Here is a 21,959-nt window from a genome sequence, read left to right on the forward strand (position 1 = left end):
CGCCCTGATGCTTAGTACTTCAGCATGAAAGAACGATAGGCTTTCAACACCCGCAGGAAGTCCTCAACGCCGCAGAATGAGAGGCTTTCTTCGTCGTAATAGTTCATCCCCTCTTCCATTTCATCGCCCTCGAACTCCAGCTGATTGGCGCGGATCATCACTTCTTCACCATCCATCAGCAGCGTATATTCATGGCCTTCCAGCTGCCATTGACGCTCGCTGCCTTTGACCTCGGCCGCGCCGGCTTCAATGCGGTCGAGCAGGTTGAAATCGCCTTTGACTTCTTCGTTGATCCAGTGGCCAATCGCCTCATGCCCCATCGAAAATCTGACGAGCACCTGACCGGTGACGTCACGCAGAAATTCGTAATCCATAGCATGCCCTCCTGAGCCCTTTTTCTTAGTGTAAACATAAATGGCTGACTAACTCAGTGAGCGCTCGCAAAGTTGGCAACTGAGCAAAATAAAACGGGAGGCCAAAGCCTCCCGTTAAACAGTTGCGCAATATAGCGGCTTACACGGCGGTTTGGAAGATCACGCCGTCGGCTTTTTCGGTGTACTGCCCTAGCTGGTCAAAGTTCAGGTAGCGGTAGGTATCCGCCGCCGTCTTGTCGACCTGCGCCATATAGGTCTGGTACTCGTCCGGCGTCGGCAGGCGGCCCAGCAGGGACGCTACCGCGGCCAGTTCAGCAGACGCCAGATAGACGTTAGCGCCGGTGCCCAGACGGTTCGGGAAGTTACGGGTCGAGGTGGAAACCACCGTCGCGCCGTCCGCCACGCGCGCCTGGTTGCCCATGCACAGCGAGCAGCCCGGGATCTCGATACGCGCGCCGCTCTTGCCGAAGACGCTGTAGTAGCCTTCTTCGGTCAGCTGAGCCGCATCCATCTTGGTTGGCGGCGCCACCCACAGACGGGTCGGCAACTGGCCCTTGTGCTGATCCAGCAGCTTGCCGGCCGCGCGGAAGTGGCCGATGTTGGTCATGCAAGAGCCGATGAACACTTCATCGATCTTGCTGTTGGCCACGTCGGACAGCAGGCGCGCGTCGTCAGGATCGTTCGGCGCGCACAGGATCGGCTCTTTGATCTCGTTCAGATCGATGTCGATCACCGCTGCGTATTCCGCATCCGCATCGCCTTCCAGCAGTTGCGGATCCGCCAGCCATTTTTCCATGCCCTGAATACGGCGCTCCAGCGTACGGCGATCGCCGTAGCCTTCGGAAATCATCCACTTCAGCAGCACGATGTTGGAGTTCAGGTACTCTTCGATCGGCGCCTTGTCCAGCTTGATGGTACAACCGGCGGCGGAACGTTCGGCGGACGCATCGGTCAGCTCAAACGCCTGCTCGACCTTCAGATCCGGCAGGCCTTCGATCTCCAGAATGCGGCCGGAGAAGATGTTTTTCTTGCCCTTCTTCTCGACGGTCAGCAGACCTTGCTGGATCGCGTAGTAAGGGATGGCGTGCACCAAATCGCGCAGGGTGATGCCCGGCTGCATTTTGCCTTTGAAGCGCACCAGCACCGACTCAGGCATATCCAGCGGCATCACGCCGGTCGCGGCGGCAAACGCCACCAGGCCGGAACCGGCCGGGAAGGAGATGCCGATCGGGAAGCGGGTGTGGGAATCGCCGCCGGTGCCGACGGTGTCAGGCAGCAGCATGCGGTTCAGCCAGGAGTGGATCACGCCGTCGCCCGGGCGCAGCGAGACGCCGCCGCGGTTCATGATGAAATCAGGCAGCGTGTGGTGCGTGGTCACGTCGACCGGTTTCGGGTACGCAGCGGTGTGGCAGAACGACTGCATGACCAGATCGGCGGAGAAGCCGAGGCAGGCCAGGTCTTTCAGCTCATCGCGGGTCATCGGGCCGGTGGTGTCCTGAGAGCCGACGGAGGTCATCTTCGGTTCGCAGTATTCGCCAGGGCGAATGCCGGCGACGCCGCAGGCGCGGCCGACCATTTTCTGCGCCAGCGAGAAGCCTTTGCTGCTGGCGGCAACCGGTTTGGCGATGCGGAACACGTCGCTGTGCGGCAGGCCCAGCGCTTCGCGCGCCTTGGTGGTCAGGCCGCGGCCGATGATCAGCGGGATACGGCCGCCGGCGCGCACTTCATCCAGCAGCACGTCGGTTTTCAGCTCGAAGTTGGCGATCAGCGCGCCGGTCTCGTGGTTGCGCACTTCACCTTTGTACGGGTAAACGTCGATCACGTCGCCCATGTTCAGCTCGGACACGTCCACTTCGATCGGCAAGGCGCCGGCATCTTCCATGGTGTTGAAGAAGATAGGCGCAATCTTGCCGCCCAGCACCACGCCGCCGCCGCGCTTGTTCGGCACGTGCGGGATGTCGTCGCCCATGAACCACAGCACCGAGTTGGTGGCGGATTTACGGGAGGAACCGGTGCCGACCACGTCGCCGACGTAGGCCAGCGGGAAGCCTTTCTTGTTCAGCAGCTCGATCTGTTTGATCGGGCCGACGCTGCCAGGCTGATCCGGCACGATGCCTTCACGTTCGTTTTTCAGCATCGCCAGCGCGTGCAGCGGGATGTCCGGGCGCGACCAGGCGTCCGGCGCCGGAGACAGGTCGTCGGTGTTGGTTTCGCCGGTGACTTTGAACACGGTGACGGTGATCTTTTCCGCCAGCTCCGGGCGCGACAGGTACCATTCGGCGTCGGCCCAGGACTGCATGATCTGTTTGGCGTGCGGGTTACCGGCCTTGGCCTTCTCTTCCACGTCGTAGAAGTTGTCGAACATCAGCAGCGTGTGGGACAGCGCTTTGGCGGCGATCGGCGCCAGCTTCTCGTTGTCCAGCGCTTCGATCAGCGGATGAATGTTATAGCCGCCCTGCATGGTGCCTAACAGTTCAATCGCTTTCTCGGGGGTAACCAGGGGGGATGTCGCTTCACCTTTGGCGATGGCCGCCAGGAAACCTGCTTTGACGTAGGCGGCTTCGTCGACGCCCGGTGGAACACGGTTAATCAGCAGGTCTAACAGGAATTCTTCTTCGCCTTTTGGCGGATTCTTCAGTAGTTCGACCAGCGCGGCCATTTGGGTGGCGTCTAGCGGCTTAGGGGCGATGCCCTCAGCAGCACGCTCGGCTACGTGCTTACGGTATTCTTCTAGCACGACGTTCTCCTCGCTCTCATTGTCATTTATTGTGCCTGGCGTATATGCAAACCGGGTTTATACCCTTTGGGTTTCACTCTGTGGCTAGGCGATCGGCCCGTAAAGGCCCCGAAACGGTGATTGGGGCAAACAAGCGCGGTCAAACAGCGTTACAGCATGAAAGACTGATGGGTAGAGCGCACGGCGATATTGATGCCATCTATCCTGACGGGGCACTGCTGTCGATGTCCTGGACTGTAAGGTACAGTGCCCGGTTCCGCTCAGCCAGCATATCAGGATTTGAAACGGTTGTTAATTCGTTCACATAAAAGCAACATTAAATCTTTGCTGAATCGTTGAGCGCAGCGTAATCGGCTGCCGGACTAGCAGGACATTATATCCATATAATTAGAGTGGACATAAGCATAAGGATCGGAATTTGGCGCAGCGGCCACAAAAAACCGCGTTCTGCATCTGAGCAAAAAAAACGGCCCCTTTTCAGGAGCCGCTTGATGACCGGTCAAACCAGCAGAATTACTTCTTCTTGGCTTTCGGGTTAGGCAGATCGGTGATGCTGCCTTCGTAGATTTCCGCCGCCAGGCCCACGGATTCGTGCAGGGTCGGGTGAGCGTGGATGGTCAGCGCGATGTCTTCCGCGTCGCAGCCCATCTCGATAGCCAGACCGATTTCACCCAGCAGCTCGCCGCCGTTGGTGCCGACAATCGCGCCACCGATGATGCGGTGAGTTTCTTTGTCGAAGATCAGTTTGGTCATGCCGTCTGCACAATCGGAAGCGATCGCACGGCCGGAAGCCGCCCACGGGAAGGTGGAGGTTTCGTAGCTGATGCCTTTCTCTTTCGCTTCTTTCTCGGTCAGACCCACCCACGCCACTTCCGGCTCGGTGTAAGCGATGGATGGGATCACTTTCGGGTCGAAGTAGTGCTTCATGCCGGCGATAACTTCTGCGGCGACGTGGCCTTCGTGCACGCCTTTGTGCGCCAGCATCGGCTGACCGACGATGTCGCCGATGGCGAAGATGTGCGGCACGTTGGTGCGCAGCTGTTTGTCGACGTTGATGAAGCCACGCTCGTCAACTTCAACACCGGCTTTGCCGGCGTCCAGCAGTTTGCCGTTCGGCACGCGGCCGATCGCCACCAGCACCGCGTCGTAACGCTGTGGTTCTGCCGGCGCTTTTTTACCTTCCATCGTGACGTAGATGCCGTCTTCTTTGGCTTCTACCGCGGTCACTTTGGTTTCCAGCATCAGGTTGAACTGCTTGCTGATACGTTTGGTGAAGACTTTCACCACGTCTTTATCTGCCGCCGGGATAACCTGATCGAACATTTCAACGACGTCGATCTGTGAACCCAGCGCATGGTATACGGTGCCCATTTCCAGGCCGATGATGCCGCCGCCCATAACCAGCAGACGCTCTGGGACGGTTTTCAGTTCCAGCGCATCGGTAGAATCCCACACGCGTGGATCTTCATGAGGAATGAATGGCAGTTGGATCGGACGAGAACCTGCGGCGATGATGGCGTTGTCGAAGTTGATGGTGGTTGGGCCGTTTTCGCCTTCCACAACCAGGGTGTTAGCGCCGGTGAACTTGCCCAGGCCGTTGACCACTTTCACTTTACGGCCTTTGGCCATGCCAGCCAGACCGCCGGTCAGCTGAGTGATGACTTTTTCTTTCCAGACGCGCACTTTGTCGATGTCGGTTTTCGGCTCGCCGAAAACGATGCCGTGTTCGGCCAGCGCTTTGGCTTCTTCGATCACTTTGGCAACGTGCAGCAGTGCTTTGGAAGGGATACATCCCACGTTCAGGCAAACCCCGCCCAGAGTGGAATAACGTTCAACCAGAACGGTTTCAAGACCTAAGTCAGCGCAACGAAAGGCTGCAGAGTAACCTGCCGGGCCCGCCCCAAGTACCACGACCTGAGTTTTAATTTCAGTACTCATCATGACCTCTTAATTGATTGTCCGGCGGGTCAGACGTCATTTTTATTGCTAATCGATCTCATAACGCCCTTCATCCACCGGGACGCTTACACCGCGAGCAGTTTACAGAATTGTTAATAATCTGCAAAGCGTGTTCGAGTGACCCGTGTCTCAACAATTTTGTCGAGTTATGCAAAATCCGACAAAACTGCTACAGAATCGTCAGGGGCGCAGCATGCTGCGCCCCTTTTGCATTACATCACCAGACGGCGAATGTCGGACAACATGTTGTTGATGATGGTGATGAAGCGCGCACCATCGGCACCGTCGATAACGCGGTGGTCGAAGGACAGCGACATCGGCATCATCAGGCGCGGCATGAACTCTTTACCGTTCCAGACCGGCTCCATCGCAGACTTGGAGACGCCCAGGATAGCCACTTCCGGCGCATTGACGATCGGCGCGAAGTGAGTCGTCCCGATACCGCCCAGGCTGGAGATGGTGAAGCAGCCGCCCTGCATCTCGCCCGCGGTCAGCTTGCCGTCGCGCGCTTTCTTGGAGATGGTCATCAGCTCGCGAGACAGCTCGGTGATGCTCTTCTTGTTCACGTCCTTGAACACCGGAACCACCAGGCCGTTCGGGGTATCTACCGCCACGCCGATGTTGATGTATTTCTTCAGCGTCAGCTTCTGGCCATCTTCGGACAGCGAGCTGTTGAAGCGCGGCATCTGCTCCAGAGCGGCAGCAACGGCTTTCATGATGAACACGACAGGCGTGAACTTCACGTCCAGCTTGCGCTTGGCCGCTTCTTCGTTCTGCTGCTTGCGGAACGCTTCCAGATCGGTGATATCAGTTTTGTCGAAGTGAGTCACGTGCGGGATCATCACCCAGTTGCGGCTCAGGTTCGCGCCAGAGATCTTCTGGATGCGGCCCATTTCGACTTCTTCGATCTCGCCGAACTTGCTGAAGTCCACTTTCGGCCATGGCAGCATGCCCGGCAGACCGCCGCCGGCAGCAGCCGGAGCCGCTTCAGCGCGTTTCACCGCGTCTTTCACGTAAGCCTGAACGTCTTCGCGCAGGATGCGGCCTTTACGACCGGTACCTTTCACTTTCGCCAGGTTAACGCCGAATTCACGCGCCAGACGACGAATGACCGGGGTCGCGTGCACGTAGGCCGCGTTCTCGGCGAACTCGCCTTTGTCTTCAGCTTTCGCAGCCGGAGCGGCGGCTTTAGCGGCGGCCGGCGCCGGCGCAGCGTCCGCTTTAGCGGCTGGCGCGGCGGCAGCGGCAGGCGCAGCGCCTTCCACTTCGAACACCATGATCAGGGAGCCGGTTTTCACTTTGTCGCCGGTCGCGATCTTGATCTCTTTCACGGTGCCCGCGAACGGCGCTGGCACTTCCATGGAGGCCTTGTCGCCTTCCACGGTGATCAGAGACTGCTCGGCGGCAACCTTGTCGCCTACCTTGACCATCACTTCGGTCACTTCGACTTCGTCACCGCCGATGTCCGGCACGGCGACGTCTTTGGCCGCAGAGGCCGCAGGCGCTGCAGCGGCAGCCGGTGCTTCAGCCGCAGCCGGAGCAGCAGCGGAAGCGGCGCCGGCCACTTCGAACACCATGATCAGGGAACCGGTTTTCACTTTGTCGCCGGTCGCGATCTTGATCTCTTTCACGGTACCCGCGAACGGCGCAGGGACTTCCATGGAAGCCTTGTCGCCTTCCACAGTGATCAGGGACTGCTCGGCTTCCACCTTGTCGCCCACTTTCACCAGGATCTCGGTCACTTCGACTTCGTCGGCGCCGATGTCAGGCACGGCAACGTCTTTGGCAGCAGAGGCAGCCGGAGCAGCTGCTGCCGCCGCCGGTTTTTCTTCCGCTTTCGCCGCCGGAGCAGCTTCCGCTGCGCCTGCCGCTTCGAAGATCATGATCAGTTTGCCGGTTTCAGTTTTATCGCCGACCGCCACTTTGATCTCTTTCACCACGCCCGCCTGCGGGGAGGGCACTTCCATGGAAGCCTTGTCGCCTTCCACGGTGATCAGCGATTGTTCCGCTTCAACTTTATCGCCGACCTTCACCAGAATCTCGGTGATTTCGACTTCATCTGCACCGATGTCCGGTACGTTGATTTCGATAGACATTATTCAGTACCTCTTAGGCCAGACGCGGGTTAACTTTTTCCGGGTTGATGTCGAATTTCTTGATTGCGTCAGCAACCACAGAAGCTTCGATCTCACCGCGTTTAGCCAGTTCACCCAGAGCAGCAACCACCACGTAGGACGCATCGACTTCAAAGTGGTGACGCAGGTTTTCGCGGCTGTCCGAACGACCGAAGCCGTCGGTGCCCAGTACGCGATAATCGCTGGCCGGCACATAAGTACGAACCTGTTCGGCGAACAGTTTCATGTAGTCGGTAGAGGCTACCGCCGGCGCGTCGCTCATCACCTGAGCGATGTAAGGCACGCGTGGCGTTTCGGTTGGGTGCAGCATGTTCCAGCGCTCGCAATCCTGGCCGTCGCGCGCCAGTTCGGTGAACGAGGTCACGCTGTAGGTGTCGGAACCCACGCCGTAGTCCTTCGCCAGGATTTGCGCAGCTTCGCGCACGTGGCGCAGGATGGCGCCGGAGCCCAGCAGCTGCACCTTGCCTTTGCTGCCTTCCAGCGTTTCCAGCTTGTAGATACCCTTGCGGATACCTTCTTCCGCACCCTGCGGCATCGCAGGCATGTGGTAGTTTTCGTTCAGCGTGGTCAGGTAGTAGTACACGTTTTCCGGGTTGTCGCCATACATGCGCACCAGACCGTCGTGCATGATCACCGCCACTTCGTACGCGTAAGCCGGATCGTAAGAGATGCAGTTAGGGATGGTCAGAGACTGAATGTGGCTGTGGCCATCTTCGTGCTGCAGACCTTCGCCGTTCAGGGTAGTACGGCCCGAGGTCCCGCCGATCAGGAAGCCGCGCGCCTGTTGGTCGCCCGCTGCCCAGCACAGGTCGCCGATACGTTGGAAACCGAACATCGAGTAGTAGATGTAGAACGGAATCATCGGCAGATCGTTGGTGCTGTAGGAGGTCGCTGCGGCCAGCCAGGAAGAGGCTGCGCCCAGTTCGTTGATGCCTTCCTGCAGGATTTGGCCTTTCTCGTCTTCTTTGTAGTAAGCAACCTGCTCACGGTCCTGCGGGGTGTACTGCTGGCCGTTCGGGCTGTAGATACCGATCTGACGGAACAGACCTTCCATACCGAAGGTACGCGCTTCGTCGGCGATGATTGGCACCAGGCGATCTTTGATCGACTTGTTCTTCAGCATCACGTTCAGGGCACGCACGAAGGCGATAGTGGTGGAGATCTCTTTGTTCTGCTCTTCCAGCAGCGAGCTGAAATCTTCCAGCGCCGGCATTTCCAGCTTCTGGGTGAACTCCGGCAGACGCGTCGGCACGTAGCCTTTCAGCGCCTGGCGACGTTCGTGCAGGTATTTGTACTCTTCGGAATCTTTCTCGAAGGTGATGTACGGCAGTTTTTCGATGTCAGCATCGGCAACCGGCACGTTGAAACGATCGCGGAAGTGGTGAACCCCTTCCATGTTCATTTTCTTCACCTGGTGAGCGATGTTTTTACCTTCCGCGGTTTCACCCATGCCGTAACCTTTGATGGTGTGGGCCAGGATAACGGTCGGTTTGCCTTTGGTGTCCTGCGCTTTTTTCAGTGCAGCGAAGATTTTCTTCGGATCGTGACCACCACGGTTCAGCGCCCAGATTTCGTCGTCGGTCATGTCTTTGACCAGCGCCGCGGTTTCCGGGTAACGGCCGAAGAAGTGCTCGCGCACGTAAGCGCCGTCTTTGGATTTGAAGGTCTGGTAGTCGCCGTCCAGGGTCTCGTTCATCAGCTGAACCAGTTTACCGCTGGTGTCTTTGCGCAGCAGCTCGTCCCAACGGCCGCCCCAGATCACTTTCAGCACCTGCCAGCCTGCGCCGGAGAAGATGCCTTCCAGTTCGTTGATGATCTTGCCGTTACCGGTGACCGGGCCGTCCAGGCGCTGCAGGTTGCAGTTGATGACGAACACCAGGTTGTCCAGCTTCTCGCGGGTGGCGATGGTGATGGCGCCTTTGGATTCCGGCTCATCCATCTCGCCGTCGCCCAGGAAGGCGTAAACGGTCTGCTCAGAGGTGTCTTTCAGGCCGCGGTGTTCCAGGTATTTCAGGAACTTCGCCTGATAGATGGCGCTGATTGGGCCCAGGCCCATGGATACGGTCGGGAACTGCCAGAATTCCGGCATCAGCTTAGGATGCGGGTAAGAGGACAGGCCGTTGCCGTGCACTTCCTGACGGAAGTTGTTCATCTGTTCTTCGGTCAGGCGGCCTTCAAGGAAGGCGCGCGCGTAAACGCCCGGAGAGATGTGGCCCTGGAAGTAGACCAGGTCGCCGCCGTCTTTCTCGTTGCGTGCGCGGAAGAAGTGGTTAAAGCAGACTTCATAGAAGGTCGCGGAAGACTGGAAGGAAGCCATGTGGCCGCCCAGCTCCAGGTCTTTCTTGGATGCGCGCAGAACGGTCATGATCGCGTTCCAACGGATCGCAGAGCGAATGCGGCGTTCCAGATCCAGGTTGCCTGGGTAAGCCGGTTCGTCTTCTACCGCGATGGTGTTGACGTAGTTGTGCGCTGCAGCACCGGCCGCAACGTTAACGCCGCCTTTGCGGGCTTCTCCCAATACCTGATCAATCAGAAACTGAGCTCGCTCAACACCCTCTTCACGGATGACCGATTCGATCGCCTGCAGCCAGTCGCGGGTTTCGATCGGATCCACGTCATTGTTTAAACGTTCTGACATGGTGGTATTCCTTATCTGTCTAATGGTTTGTTTGGAGCCTGTCTTCCTGTGTTCTGTGCCAAAACACACGAAGACAGGCCCATCAGTTTAGTTGCCGCTTAAGTACTTAACTAAGTACCTCGAACTTAACCCCCGCAGGCTGGTGTACCCTGAAGAGGACAGCTCTTAATCCTTGCGTTGCTGGAGACGCCGCAGCGATCTCTCGCGCCGAGTATGCTCCCGGCTGAGATCCAGCAAGATTTCCTCGATAAACGCCAAGTGGCGATGCGAGGCTTCACGGGCCTTTTCCGGCTCGCGTGCCACAATCGCCTCAAAAATTCCGGCGCGGTGGCTGCTCACTTTTGCCAACATCTCACGGCGCGAGTAGAGCAATTCAAAGTTCTGACGCACGTTCTGTTCCAGCATCGGCCCCATGCAGCGTAGCAGGTGAAGTAACACAACGTTGTGAGCGGCTTCGGTCACGGCGATTTGATACTGCATGACCGCATCGGCTTCGGCGTCGAGATCGCCGCTGTCTTGAGCCTGTTGAATCACGATGTGGCAGTCGCGGATGCGCGCCAGATCTTCATCGGTGCCGCGCAGCGCCGCGTAATAGGCGGCAATGCCTTCCAGCGCGTGACGGGTTTCCAGCAGATCGAACTGTGATTCGGGATGGTCGGCCAGCAGCTCGGCCAGCGGATCGCTGAAGCTCTGCCACAGATTAGTTTGCACGAAGGTGCCGCCGCCCTGACGGCGCAGGAGCAGCCCTTTCGCTTCAAGGCGCTGAATGGCCTCTCTCAGAGAAGGACGGGAGACATCAAATTGTTTCGCCAACTCGCGCTCCGGAGGCAGTTTTTCGCCTGGGCGCAGTGTCCCCTCGAGGATCAGGTATTCGAGCTGTTGCTCGATAACATCTGACAACTTGGGTTGGCGGATTTTGCTGTAGGCCATGAGTGAATTCTTCTCTGCGAATGGCGCGGAGTCAATTGGTAATACCAATTTCAAAAACGTGACGGTAAAGTAACAAAGTATTCACCTCCTGTCCATACGGGCCTTGATCGAAATCAGGTTACCCGCACATTTTAACACCCCGCTGAAAACCCCGCTGCAAACCGGTAACGCCGTGATGGTATTACCATTTACGCGGCGGGTTGGGGATTTAACTTTTACCAAACCTTACGCAAGGCAGAGTGCAAACTTTTTGCCCGAGTTTTATTGCATGGTTATTACGCTTTAATGAATGGCTATTTGGCGAGCAGCGCAACGGCGGTTCGTTCATTATTTGAACGCAGCCCACCGTTCAGATCTACGTTATTTTTGCGCATTATGTGATTTGTTGCTTATTTCATGCACTGAATCCCCCCTGCCGTCACACAACCCGCATTTTGTTTCCTAAACTGCTGCAATCTTAATCACTCACACGACAAAGCAGGTGCAAACCGACGCGCATAACATTATTCTCTGCCAAACGGTAGCGGCGCCGTGGAATTAATAGCTATAACGCCGTAAATAAAACAAAACACACATCGTAACCACTGCTTTACAGGCAGGTGGGCATTCACAACGACAGAGGGTTAGATTGATGGATGGTCAACAGCATGGTGACCAGCTGAAGCGCGGCCTGAAAAACCGCCATATTCAGCTCATCGCCTTAGGTGGCGCAATCGGCACCGGGTTATTTCTCGGTATCGCTCAAACAATAAAAATGGCCGGCCCGTCAGTGCTTCTCGGCTACGCCATCGGCGGCTTCATCGCGTTTCTGATCATGCGCCAGCTGGGGGAAATGGTGGTGGAAGAGCCGGTCGCCGGCTCCTTCAGCCACTTCGCCTACAAATACTGGGGCAACTTCGCCGGCTTCGCCTCCGGCTGGAACTACTGGGTGCTGTATGTCCTGGTGGCGATGGCGGAGCTGACCGCAGTCGGCATCTACGTGCAGTACTGGTGGCCGGAGATCCCCACCTGGGTTTCCGCCGCGGTGTTCTTCCTGGCGATCAACGCCATCAACCTGGCCAACGTCAAAGTTTACGGCGAGATGGAGTTCTGGTTCGCCATCATCAAAGTGGTGGCGATTATCGGCATGATCGTGTTCGGCGCCTACCTGCTGTTCAGCGGCATGGGCGGCCCGGAAGCCACCGTCACCAACCTGTGGGCGCAGGGCGGGTTCTTCCCGAACGGCGTCATGGGCCTGGTGATGGCGATGGCGGTGATCATGTTCTCCTTCGGCGGCCTCGAGCTGGTCGGCATCACCGCCGCCGAAGCCGACAACCCGCAAAAAAGCATTCCGAAAGCCACCAATCAGGTGATCTACCGCATCCTGATCTTCTATATCGGTTCACTGGCCATTCTGCTGTCGCTATACCCGTGGGGCAAAGTGGTCGAAGGCGGCAGCCCGTTCGTGCTGATCTTCCACGCGCTGAACAGCAACCTGGTAGCGACCGTGCTGAACATCGTGGTGCTCACCGCCGCGCTGTCGGTCTACAACAGCTGCGTCTACTGCAACAGCCGCATGCTGTACGGCCTGGCGCAGCAGGGCAACGGCCCGAAAAGCCTGCTGAAGGTCGATGGCCGCGGCGTGCCGGTGGTGGCCATCGGCATTTCCGCCCTCGCCACCGCGCTGTGCGTGCTGATTAACTACCTGATCCCGGGCCGCGCCTTCGAACTGCTGATGGCGCTGGTGGTGTCGGCGCTGGTGATCAACTGGGCGATGATCAGCCTGGCGCACCTGAAATTCCGCGCCGCCAAAAACCGCGAAGGCGTAGTGCCGAAGTTCAAAGCGTTCTGGTACCCGTTCAGCAACTACCTGTGCCTGTTGTTCATGGCCGGCATCCTGGTGATCATGTACCTGACGCCGGGCATTCAAATCTCGGTGCTGCTGATCCCGGTATGGGTGGCGATCCTGGCCGTCGGTTACGCCATCAAACAGCGCAGCCAGCGCGTCGACGGCGTCACCAGCCGTTGAATCCCGTGACCGCGCAGTAAACAAAACGGCCCGCAGATGCGGGCCATTTTTTTGCCTGAACGCCGCTTACTTGCGCAGCGCTTTCACCTGCTCGGCGGTGATGTCCGCCGGCAAACCGCCCCAGGTCACCCGCAGGTAATTTACCAGTTCCGCCACGTCGGCATCGCTCAAACGCTCGCCGAAGCCCGGCATGCTCTGCATGCTTTCACCGTTCGGGAACTGCTGGGCCGGCAGGCCGTCCAGCACCGACACGATCAGGTTCTTGCCGTCCGCCTGGCGCAGCGTGGCGTTATCGCGCATCGCCGGCGCGACGTGCGGTTTGCCCTCGCCTTCGCGCGCGTGGCAGCCGGCGCACTGATCCAGATAGGCCATGCGCCCAGCATCGCTGCCCTGCCCCATTTTCACCGGCACAGCCGCCGGCGGCTGCTCGCCCATCAGATACAGCGCCAGCGCTTGATGATCTTCCGGCGTCAAATGACGGGTGCTGAGATCCACCACCATATGCATCTCACTGAAGGCCGAACCCTGCGGCGCAAGGCCGGTGCCGAGGAAGCGGCTGACGTCCTGCGGCGTCCAGCCGCGCTGCGCCAGACCGTGCGGCGTAATGTCCGGCGCCATGAAGCGGCCGAGATCGCCGCCCTGCATCGGCTTGCCGAGATCCATCTGCCCCAGCGCGCCGCGCGGCGTGTGACATTCGCCACAGTGGCCCAGCACATCGGCCAGATAGCGGCCGCGCTGCCATTGCGGCGAGCTGCCCTGCGAGCTGGCCGGCAGCGGATCCTGGCTGCGGAACAGCAGGTTCCAGCCGATCAGCGCCATGCGCTGGTTGAACGGGAACGGCATCTCGTTAGCCGGAATGGCCACATCCACCGCCGGGCGCGTCATCAGGTAAGCGTAGATGTCGTCGGCGTCCTGACGCGATATGCCCTTATACGAGGTGTAAGGCATCGCCGGGTACAGGTGCCGCCCGCCCGGCGCCACTCCCTGCGTCAGCGCCAGGAAGAAGTCGTCCTTGCTCCAGCGCCCGATGCCGTGGTCGGCCGACGGCGTCAGGTTGCTGCCGTAAATCGTGCCGAACGGCGTTTCCAACGGATAGCCGCCGGCCAACGGCGCCCCGCCGCTGGCGGTATGGCAGGCGGCACAGTCGGCGGCCTGCGCCAGATAGCGGCCGCGGGCGATCTGTTCGGCGCCGGCGGTCACCTGCTGCACCGGGCCGTCGTAACGGCGGTTTTCCCGCCACCACAGCAGCGCGATCACCACGATCGCCACCAGCACAATCAACACTGCGAGACGTTTTTTCATTGCGCCGTCTCCTTCAGCAGGCCCGGCGTTTTCAGCACCACGTCGCGCACCGCTTCGTAATAGCGCACGTAGCCGGTGCAGCGGCAGATGTGGCTGTCCAGCGCCTGCTCGATGGCGTTCTCCAGCTGATCGCGGGCGATCGGCTCACGCTTGAGCTTTTCCACGAAAATGGTGGCGGCGTTGACGAAGCCCGGCGTGCAGTAGCCGCACTGGAAGCTGTAGTGCTCCAGAAACGCCTGCTGGATCGGCGACAGCTCAACCACCTCCCCCTGTTCGTCCACCCTGGCGTGGCCTTCGACGGTGCGCACTTTCTTGCCGTTGAAGAAATGCGCGCCGGTGATGCAGGTGCGCACCTCTTCGCTGGTGCCGCTCGGGTGATCGACAATCGCCACGCAGGCATGGCAAATGCCCTGCCCGCAGCCGAGGCGCGAACCGGTCAAATCGAGATACTCGTGCAGGAAATCGATCATCATCAAGCCTTCCGGCACCTCGATCGGGCCGTACTGTTTCTCGTTGATGGTCAGGGAAATCGGCTGGGTTTTAATGCTCATTGTAATACCTCACGAATATTTTCTGCACGAACGGGCAAATCACGGAAACGGTGGCCGGTGGCGTCGGCAATGGCGTTGACCAGTGCGGCCACGATCGGGATCATCACCACTTCCGCCATGCCTTTCGGCGGATCGGTTTCCGACAGCGCCGGCAGGATGTCGCCGCTCTGTTTCCACACCGCCACGTCGCTGGCGCGCGGCAGGTGGTAACGGTTGAAGTTCCAGGTACCGTTGCCCGGGCCGTCTTCGTACAGCGGTAAATATTCGTGCAGCGCATGGCCGATGCCCATCGCCAGCCCGCCCTGCAGCTGGCCGGAAACCAGTTCCGGCACGATCAGGTTGCCGCACTCCATGATCGAGTGGTGATTCAGCAACTCCACCTGGCCGGTGGCGATATCCACCGCCACTTCCGCCAGCGTGCCGACGGCGCTGTAGTAGGTCACTGCCGCATTGTTGCGCTGGGTCGGCGGGTAGTAGACCTGCCCGCGCGCCAGCGGCTTGAATTCACCGTTGGCATTGCGCAGCGCCATGCCGTCGATCGGCAGGCGCTCGCTTTTGCCGTTCAACGTGAAATCGGCCTCCGCCCACTGCCAGCGGTTGAAGACGTGCACCGCCGCGCCGGTGACGCCGCCCATCTGATAAGCCGTCTTGGCCAGCAGCTCGAGGCTCAGCACCGACATGCCCGCCGCCGTCAGGCCGCCTTCGACCCAACGCGCATCTTCGCGCCGCACCACCAGCGGCGCCGCCTGGCCGCCGCCGATGCCGGCCTGCCACAGCGCCATCGCCGCCGGCCACAGGCCGTGATCGAAGATCAGGCGCGCCGCTTCGCGGGTACTGTGCGAGAAGTAATAGGCCGAGTTGCTGGCGCTCGACGGCGAACAGTAGCTCGGCGTCCAGTTGGGGTTGGTTTGCAGCTTATCCTGCTCTTCCTGCGACATCAGGTAAGGATCGCCGCTGGTGACCATCGGCAATACCGACCAGTCGGTGACCGAGAAGTGGGCTTCGTCGGCCGGTTTGCCCAGCCACTGCGCGCACAATACCGACTGCGAGGTCGACATGCCGGTGCCCATCTCCGCGCCGCTGTGATGCAGCGTGATGCGGCCGTCTTCGCTCAGCTCCACCCGGGCGAACGAGGTTTCCGCCCCGGTGCCGAAATCTTTCTGCACGCAGCCGAAGCCGACGCCATAGCGCTTGCCGGGATGGCGGCTCTCAAACTCGGCCTTGCGTTCGGCGCGCTTGAGCCACATCTCGTGCTTCGCCGCCTTCTCCAGCACTTCATCAGCGCGGATCGCACCGGCCGGGATCGCCCCCTGGGTGTTTTTCATGCCGGATTTCAGCACGTTGCGCAGGCGAAACTCGATCGGGTCGATCTTCAGCTCGGCGGCCAGCTCATCCACCATCATCTCGGTGGCGGCCATGCTCTGTAGCGTGCCGTAACCGCGCGCCGAGCCGGCATCGATGGCGCGTGAGGCCAGCCCGACCGACGACAGATCGCTTTTCGGGAAGTAGTAAATCGACTGGGCGGCGGTCGCGCCGACCATCACCACCGAAGGGGTAAAGTTGCTGCGGCCGCCGCCGTCCGCGGTCATGTCACCGAGGAACGACTGCATGACGCCGGTTTGCTTATTCACCGCGATGCGGTAGTTCATGTCGAACGCATGGCGCTTCAGCGCCGTCTGGAACTGCTCGAAGCGGTCATTGGCCAGGCGCACCGGGTGGCCGTCGCCGTACATCGCCGCCACCGCGCCGTAATACGGGAAGTTGTAGTGGTCTTTCGAGCCGTAACCCACGGTGTAGCACGGGTGCAGGATCAGCTGTTTCACCGGCGGATTGCGCTTGGCCAGCATGCGCGGCATCTCGTCGGCCACTTCCTGCGGCGACTGAGTCGGCACCACCAGATGCAGGGTTTGCGTCTGCGCGTCAAACCAGCCATTGGCGTTGTCCGGCTCCAGCGCCGAGGTGTCGATCGACTGCGTGGTATAGCGGCGCGACATTACCAGCCAGTCGGCCGGCGGATTCGCCAACTCGTCGGCGATCAGGCCCGCATAGCGCATGCCTTCCTGATCCAGCTTGCCGCCCTCGCGCCCTTCCGGCCACACCGGCAGATGTTTTTTCATCGATACCGGGAAGATCGGCGTATCCTTCAGGCTGGAGAAGCGATCGTCGTCGAACGGCTGTTCTCCCCCCACCCGCACGTAACGGAAACTGCCCCAGGGATCGCGCTCCAGCGGGCCGGTGACCGCGCCGTATTTGATGGTTTCCTCACGGAATTTCAGCTTGTCCTTGGCGAAGCGGAAACGGGCGAAGTCGTGATAGATCAGGATCGCCACTGCCTGGCCGAGATAGGCAGGGGTTTTGCCGTTCGGCAGCAGCATGTCGTCACCGTAGAACGCCGGAAAGGCCAGGCCATCGCGCGCCAGATCTTCCGCCGTCACCAGGCGATCGGGCTGCAGATCGTCCCCCAGCAGCGACAGATCGACCCCCTCGAACAGCCGGTCGGCTTTGGTCACGCGCAGAATGAAGGCGTGCGCCTGTTTCTGCGGCCAGTGCGGCATGTCCACCGCGCGGATATCGCGTGCGAACACCTTCTGCCCCATGACCTTGGCGCGGCCGTCGATACGGAAACGCACGCGCTTGGCCTGCGGATCCCAGTTGGGTGACTGGAGGATTTTTTGCTCGAACAGCGCGGCGTAGGCGCGGCTGTACAGGGGAGCGAGGTACACGGAGACCCCCGCAATCACGGCGCTTTTGATGAAGCGGCGCCGTGACGGGTTGAAATTGCTCATAAATAAGTCCTTCACGTCTTTCTTGTAATTGGTTTTTGTGCGCGGTGTTGTTGCGCAAACGCTGACGACCTTGCCGTAGACGTCATAAGCATATGCTTATAACTAAAATTATGTGATGATTAACAGGCTGTTTTCAACAAAAAAACATTTACAAAACACAGGTAGTTTGTAGGCTAATAAATAATTTGCGCAAACGCGGACTTCAACCATGACCACGGGCATTGTCATTACCGCCGCCGGACGCGGAGAGCGCTTTATTCAGGCCGGCGGCCAGGGCAACAAATTGAACGCCGGGTTTGCCGATGCGGCGGGCGAGCGGCGTTCGCTGTTCGAGCACACCCTATGCCAGGCGCTGGCCTCCGGCCTGCCGGTACAGGTGGTGACCCGGCCGGATAATCTGCCGGTACTGGCAGCCTGCGCCGCCAACCAGGTGCCGGTCACCCTGCTCGCCAGCGCGGGCCTCGGCGACTCGATCGCCGCAGGCGTTGCGGCCACGCCGCACTGGCAAGGCTGGCTGATCCACCTGGCCGATATGCCATTCGTCGGCGCCGACGTTTTCCGACAGGTGGCGGATGCCTTACGGCAGCACCCGATCGTGCGCCCCTGTTATGCGCAACAGCCCGGTCACCCGGTCGGCTTTTCCGCCCGATTGCGCAAACCACTTTGCCAACTGCGCGGCGATAATGGCGCGCGTGAACTGCTGCAAGGCGCGGCAGTCCACCTGCTGCCGCTTGAGCACCCCGGCGTCGTGCGAGATATTGATCTTCCATCGCAACTCCCGGCCAGCGAGTAAATTCACCTATGCAACATCTTGATGTCACCGTGGTCAGCCAGGCGATAAGCTGGCTGCAACAACAGCCGGTTTGGTTATGCACCGTGCTCAGCACCTATGGCTCTTCGCCGCGCTCGCCGGGCGCGTTGATGGCGGCGACCCGCGACGGCCGCTACAGCGGCTCATTGTCGGGCGGATGCGTGGAGGAGGACTTTCTGCGGCGCGTGGCCGCCGGGGAGTATCAGGCGGCCAGCCAGGTGATTCGTTACGGCGAAGGCGGCATGACGCCCAATGTAGCGCTGCCGTGCGGCGGCGTGCTGGACGTGCTGATCGAGTATCTGCCGGCGGGAGAAGCCAGCGTCGCTTACCTGCAGCGCATCGCCGGCGCGCTGGAAGGGCATCACGCGTTGCTCAAACGCCTGACGCTGCCCAACGCCTGCCACAGCCTTGAGCAGAGCCACTTCATCAGCGCCACTCAGGTCGAACGCCGGCTCGAGCAGATCACCCTGCACATCGCGGCCGCGCCGCGCCTGCTGATCGCCGGGCTGTCCAGCGTGGCGCTGTACTGCGCCGATTTCGCCGTGGCGCTGGGGTTTGAGGTGCTGGTGTGCGAGAACCGCCCGGAGGCGCTGGACAACTTCGCCGCCGAGCTGAAGCCCGGCGTGACGCTGCTGCGCCAGTTTCCGGCCAAGTTCATCGAAGAGGGGGGCTGCCACGCCAATACCGCCGTCGTGGCGCTGACCCACGATCCGCGTATGGACGATCTGACGCTGATGGAAGCGATCCACACCCCGGCGTTTTATATCGGCGCCATGGGCTCGCTCAGAAACAGCGCGCGCCGGCGCCAGCGGTTGCAGCAGATTGCCGAATTCACGCCGCAGGAGTTGGAACGCATTCATGCGCCGATCGGCCTGCCGCTCGGCAGCAAAACCCCGGCGGAAATCGCCCTGGCGGTGATGGCGGCGATCGTGCAGCAAAAAAACCGGCTGCCGGCCGCCGACGGGATCAGTGCAGCGGCACCACCGGCACCAGATGCTGCAGCTCCAGGTGCAACTCCTCTTTCCCGCTCAGCGAATAGCTGAACACCGTCATGTCCGGCCCGTCGCCGCGGGCCAGCCCCATTTCGGGCAGCACCTGCGTGTAGATTTGAATGATGTGATCATTGAGCGCCACCGGCTTGCCGGAATAGCGAAAACGGCAAAACTCGCCGTGGATCTCCGGCAGCGGCTCCAGCGCCACGCCCTCACGCAGCGGATAGTCCGCCGTCACGCCCAGGGTATAGTCGACCCTGACCCGCTCGCCGTCCGGCACCAGTTGGGTAAACGAATAGGTCTGCGCCGGACGCTCGCCCAACAAGGTGTAGAACTGCGCCCGCAGCGCGCTGCGCTGCGGCAGATGCGACTTATCCAACTTTTCGATATCCAGGTGATAAGCGTACTGTTTGCCGTGAAAGGCGTATTGCCCTCTGGCGATGCTGACGCGTTCGACCTGAATATCGCCGGGCTGGCTGGCCGCCAGCGAACGCACCAGATTGCTGAAGTCCTGTTTGCGGGCATGACGATACACGCTGGGCGATTCGGCGAAATGTTTCTTGAAACAGCGCGAGAACGTCTGCTGGTTATCGAATTGATATTCGACCGAAATATCGAGGATGCTCTTCTGCGTGAAACGCAAGGCGAAGGCGGCGATGTAGAGGCGGCGAGCGCGAATGTAGGAAGCTAACGATAATCCGGTCTGCTTCTTGAACATGCGCTGCAGGTACCATTTCGTATAGCCTGACTTGGCGGAAACGATATCCAACGACAGCGGATTGGTCAGGTTATCTTCAATCCAGACCAGCAGTTCCCTGATATGATTTTCCTGCGTTCCCATGTGCTTGCTGAAACCTTCTGTTGCCGATATTCCATTAGTCGAATTTTAGTGCTATCCACGTAGGGTATACAGGTTAAAACTCGGCGTCCAGCAAGCTACAGGACTTTACACAATCCCCTCCACCGCCCGCGGGCGGTGGAGGGGGAGCAGCGATTATTTCAGGCAGCTGGAGCACTGACCGGCCTGGATCTTCTGGAAGAAGTCATTGCCTTTGTCATCCACCAGGATAAACGCCGGGAAATCTTCCACTTCGATTTTCCAGATCGCTTCCATGCCCAGCTCAGGGTACTCCACGCACTCCAGGCTCTTGATGCTCTGCTGCGCCAGCACCGCCGCCGGGCCGCCGATGCTGCCGAGGTAGAAGCCGCCGTGCTTGTGGCAGGCATCCGTCACCTGCTGGCTGCGGTTGCCTTTCGCCAGCATGATCATGCTGCCGCCGTGGGATTGCAGCAGGTCGACGTAGGAATCCATACGCCCGGCGGTGGTTGGCCCCAAGGAACCGGACGCATAGCCTTCCGGCGTTTTAGCCGGGCCGGCGTAGTAGATCGGGTGGTCCTTGACGTACTGCGGCAGGCCTTCACCGCGATCCAGACGCTCTTTCAGCTTGGCGTGCGCGATATCGCGGCCGACGATGATGGTGCCGCTCAGCGACAGGCGGGTGGAAACCGGGTACTGCGACAGCTGTTTGAGGATCTCGGCCATCGGGCGGTTGAGATCGACCTTGATCGCCTCGCCCTCCCCGGCCTGGCGCAGCTCCTGAGGAATGAATTTACCCGGATTGTGCTCCAGTTTTTCCAGCCAGATGCCGTCGCGGTTGATCTTGCCTTTGATGTTGCGATCCGCCGAGCAGGAGACGCCCATGCCAACCGGGCAGGAGGCGCCGTGGCGCGGCAGGCGCACGACGCGGATATCATGTGCGAAGTATTTGCCGCCGAACTGTGCGCCCAGCCCCAGGTTTTGCGCTTCTTGCAGCAGTTCCGCTTCGAGTTCCAGATCGCGGAACGCCTGGCCATGCTCGTTGCCTTCCGTCGGCAGGCCATCGTAATACTTGGTCGAGGCCAGTTTGACGGTTTTCAGCGTCGCTTCCGCCGAGGTGCCGCCGATGACGAACGCCACGTGGTACGGCGGGCAAGCCGCGGTGCCCAACGTACGCATCTTGTCGACCAGGTAGTTTTTCAGTTTGCCCGGCGACAGCAGCGCCTTGGTTTCCTGATACAGATAGGTTTTGTTGGCGGAACCGCCGCCCTTGGCGATGCACAGGAACTTGTACTCTTCGCCGTCCACGCTGTAGAGATCGATCTGCGCCGGCAGGTTGCTGCCGGTATTGACCTCTTTGTACATATCCAGCGCGGCGTTCTGCGAATAGCGCAGGTTCTCTTCGATGTAGGTGTTATAAACCCCGCGCGACAGCGCCTCTTCATCGCCGCCGCCGGTCCAGACGCGCTGGCCCTTTTTGCCGACGATGATCGCCGTGCCGGTGTCCTGGCAGGTCGGTAAAATACCCTTGGCGGCGATTTCTGAGTTACGCAGAAATTGCAGCGCAACGTACTTGTCGTTTTCGCTGGCGTCCGGATCTTTGAGGATATCGGCCACCTGCTGTTGGTGCGCCGGGCGCAGCATGAACGAGGCGTCGTGGAACGCATGCTGGGCAAGCAGGGTTAACGCTTCAGGGGCAACTTTCAGAATTTCCTGGCCTTCAAATTCGCTCACGGAAACATGGTCGCGGCTCAGCAGGTAATATTCGGTATCGTCTTTCTTCAGCGGGAACGGATCTTGATAGTGGAACGGTTTATTCGACATTGATCTCTCACTTGCAACATCAGCTGCGTTAAATTCACACTTGCGGCGCGCGACACGGCGCCTTGTCAAAAAACTGCCTCCACCTTACGTATTTT

At 59.9% G+C, this 21,959-nt stretch carries 14 protein-coding genes; 3 read left to right on the forward strand and 11 right to left on the reverse strand.

Annotation, left to right across the window (positions count from 1 at the left end):
- Window positions 1-11: 11 nt before the first annotated feature.
- From yacL to pdhR, 6 genes are all read right to left on the reverse strand, one after another.
- Window positions 12-374, reverse strand: coding sequence for a protein YacL (yacL, locus tag AC2CGQ_RS14445; RefSeq protein WP_048325353.1), 363 nt, complete (start codon window positions 372-374; stop codon window positions 12-14).
- A gap of 139 nt (window positions 375-513) precedes the next feature.
- Window positions 514-3,111, reverse strand: coding sequence for a bifunctional aconitate hydratase 2/2-methylisocitrate dehydratase (gene acnB / locus AC2CGQ_RS14450; RefSeq protein ID WP_004937504.1), 2,598 nt, complete (start codon window positions 3,109-3,111; stop codon window positions 514-516).
- A gap of 513 nt (window positions 3,112-3,624) precedes the next feature.
- Window positions 3,625-5,049: a dihydrolipoyl dehydrogenase gene (gene lpdA, locus AC2CGQ_RS14455; protein ID WP_004937500.1), complete on the reverse strand. Its 1,425-nt coding sequence runs from the start codon at window positions 5,047-5,049 to the stop codon at window positions 3,625-3,627.
- 233 nt (window positions 5,050-5,282) lie between these two features.
- Window positions 5,283-7,166 (reverse strand): pyruvate dehydrogenase complex dihydrolipoyllysine-residue acetyltransferase, encoded by a 1,884-nt coding sequence (gene aceF / locus AC2CGQ_RS14460; RefSeq protein WP_075684628.1) that lies wholly within the window; start codon window positions 7,164-7,166, stop codon window positions 5,283-5,285.
- 13 nt (window positions 7,167-7,179) lie between these two features.
- The gene (gene aceE / locus AC2CGQ_RS14465; protein ID WP_004937495.1) at window positions 7,180-9,843 is read right to left on the reverse strand and encodes a pyruvate dehydrogenase (acetyl-transferring), homodimeric type; all 2,664 of its coding nucleotides are present in this window, start codon (window positions 9,841-9,843) and stop codon (window positions 7,180-7,182) included.
- A 165-nt stretch (window positions 9,844-10,008) separates the two neighbouring features.
- On the reverse strand, window positions 10,009-10,773 hold the full coding sequence (gene pdhR / locus AC2CGQ_RS14470; protein WP_004937490.1) for a pyruvate dehydrogenase complex transcriptional repressor PdhR: 765 nt from the start codon (window positions 10,771-10,773) through the stop codon (window positions 10,009-10,011).
- A gap of 631 nt (window positions 10,774-11,404) precedes the next feature.
- Between pdhR and AC2CGQ_RS14475 the strand changes: the two genes are divergently transcribed.
- Window positions 11,405-12,781 (forward strand): amino acid permease, encoded by a 1,377-nt coding sequence (locus tag AC2CGQ_RS14475; protein ID WP_004937488.1) that lies wholly within the window; start codon window positions 11,405-11,407, stop codon window positions 12,779-12,781.
- A gap of 66 nt (window positions 12,782-12,847) precedes the next feature.
- On the opposite strand, the gene AC2CGQ_RS14480 is transcribed toward AC2CGQ_RS14475, so the two are convergent.
- The 3 genes from AC2CGQ_RS14480 to AC2CGQ_RS14490 are packed head-to-tail and all read right to left on the reverse strand — an operon-like array spanning window position 12,848 to window position 17,420.
- Window positions 12,848-14,083 carry a c-type cytochrome gene (locus AC2CGQ_RS14480; protein ID WP_484593737.1) on the reverse strand — a complete coding sequence of 412 codons (1,236 nt, stop codon included), beginning with the start codon at window positions 14,081-14,083 and terminating at the stop codon, window positions 12,848-12,850.
- Entirely contained in the window at window positions 14,080-14,634 is a 555-nt protein-coding gene (locus AC2CGQ_RS14485) for a (2Fe-2S)-binding protein (RefSeq protein ID WP_015379038.1), read from the reverse strand. The genes AC2CGQ_RS14480 and AC2CGQ_RS14485 overlap by 4 nt, the downstream gene beginning before the upstream one ends.
- Entirely contained in the window at window positions 14,631-17,420 is a 2,790-nt protein-coding gene (locus AC2CGQ_RS14490) for a xanthine dehydrogenase family protein molybdopterin-binding subunit (protein WP_015379039.1), read from the reverse strand. Before AC2CGQ_RS14490 ends, AC2CGQ_RS14485 begins: the two co-directional genes overlap by 4 nt.
- Before the next feature lie 208 nt (window positions 17,421-17,628).
- Between AC2CGQ_RS14490 and AC2CGQ_RS14495 the strand changes: the two genes are divergently transcribed.
- Both AC2CGQ_RS14495 and AC2CGQ_RS14500 read left to right on the forward strand, forming a co-directional pair.
- On the forward strand, window positions 17,629-18,213 hold the full coding sequence (locus tag AC2CGQ_RS14495) for a nucleotidyltransferase family protein (RefSeq protein WP_004937476.1): 585 nt from the start codon (window positions 17,629-17,631) through the stop codon (window positions 18,211-18,213).
- A gap of 8 nt (window positions 18,214-18,221) precedes the next feature.
- On the forward strand, window positions 18,222-19,274 hold the full coding sequence (locus AC2CGQ_RS14500; RefSeq protein WP_484593738.1) for an XdhC family protein: 1,053 nt from the start codon (window positions 18,222-18,224) through the stop codon (window positions 19,272-19,274).
- Here the strand turns inward: AC2CGQ_RS14500 and AC2CGQ_RS14505 are convergent.
- Window positions 19,198-20,064: a helix-turn-helix domain-containing protein gene (locus AC2CGQ_RS14505; protein WP_004937469.1), complete on the reverse strand. Its 867-nt coding sequence runs from the start codon at window positions 20,062-20,064 to the stop codon at window positions 19,198-19,200. The genes AC2CGQ_RS14500 and AC2CGQ_RS14505 overlap by 77 nt on opposite strands.
- Before the next feature lie 153 nt (window positions 20,065-20,217).
- The gene (fumA, locus tag AC2CGQ_RS14510) at window positions 20,218-21,864 is read right to left on the reverse strand and encodes a class I fumarate hydratase FumA (RefSeq protein WP_004937467.1); all 1,647 of its coding nucleotides are present in this window, start codon (window positions 21,862-21,864) and stop codon (window positions 20,218-20,220) included.
- Window positions 21,865-21,959: the final 95 nt, after the last annotated feature.

This window comes from Serratia sp. DFXYC6 (assembly GCF_057196085.1).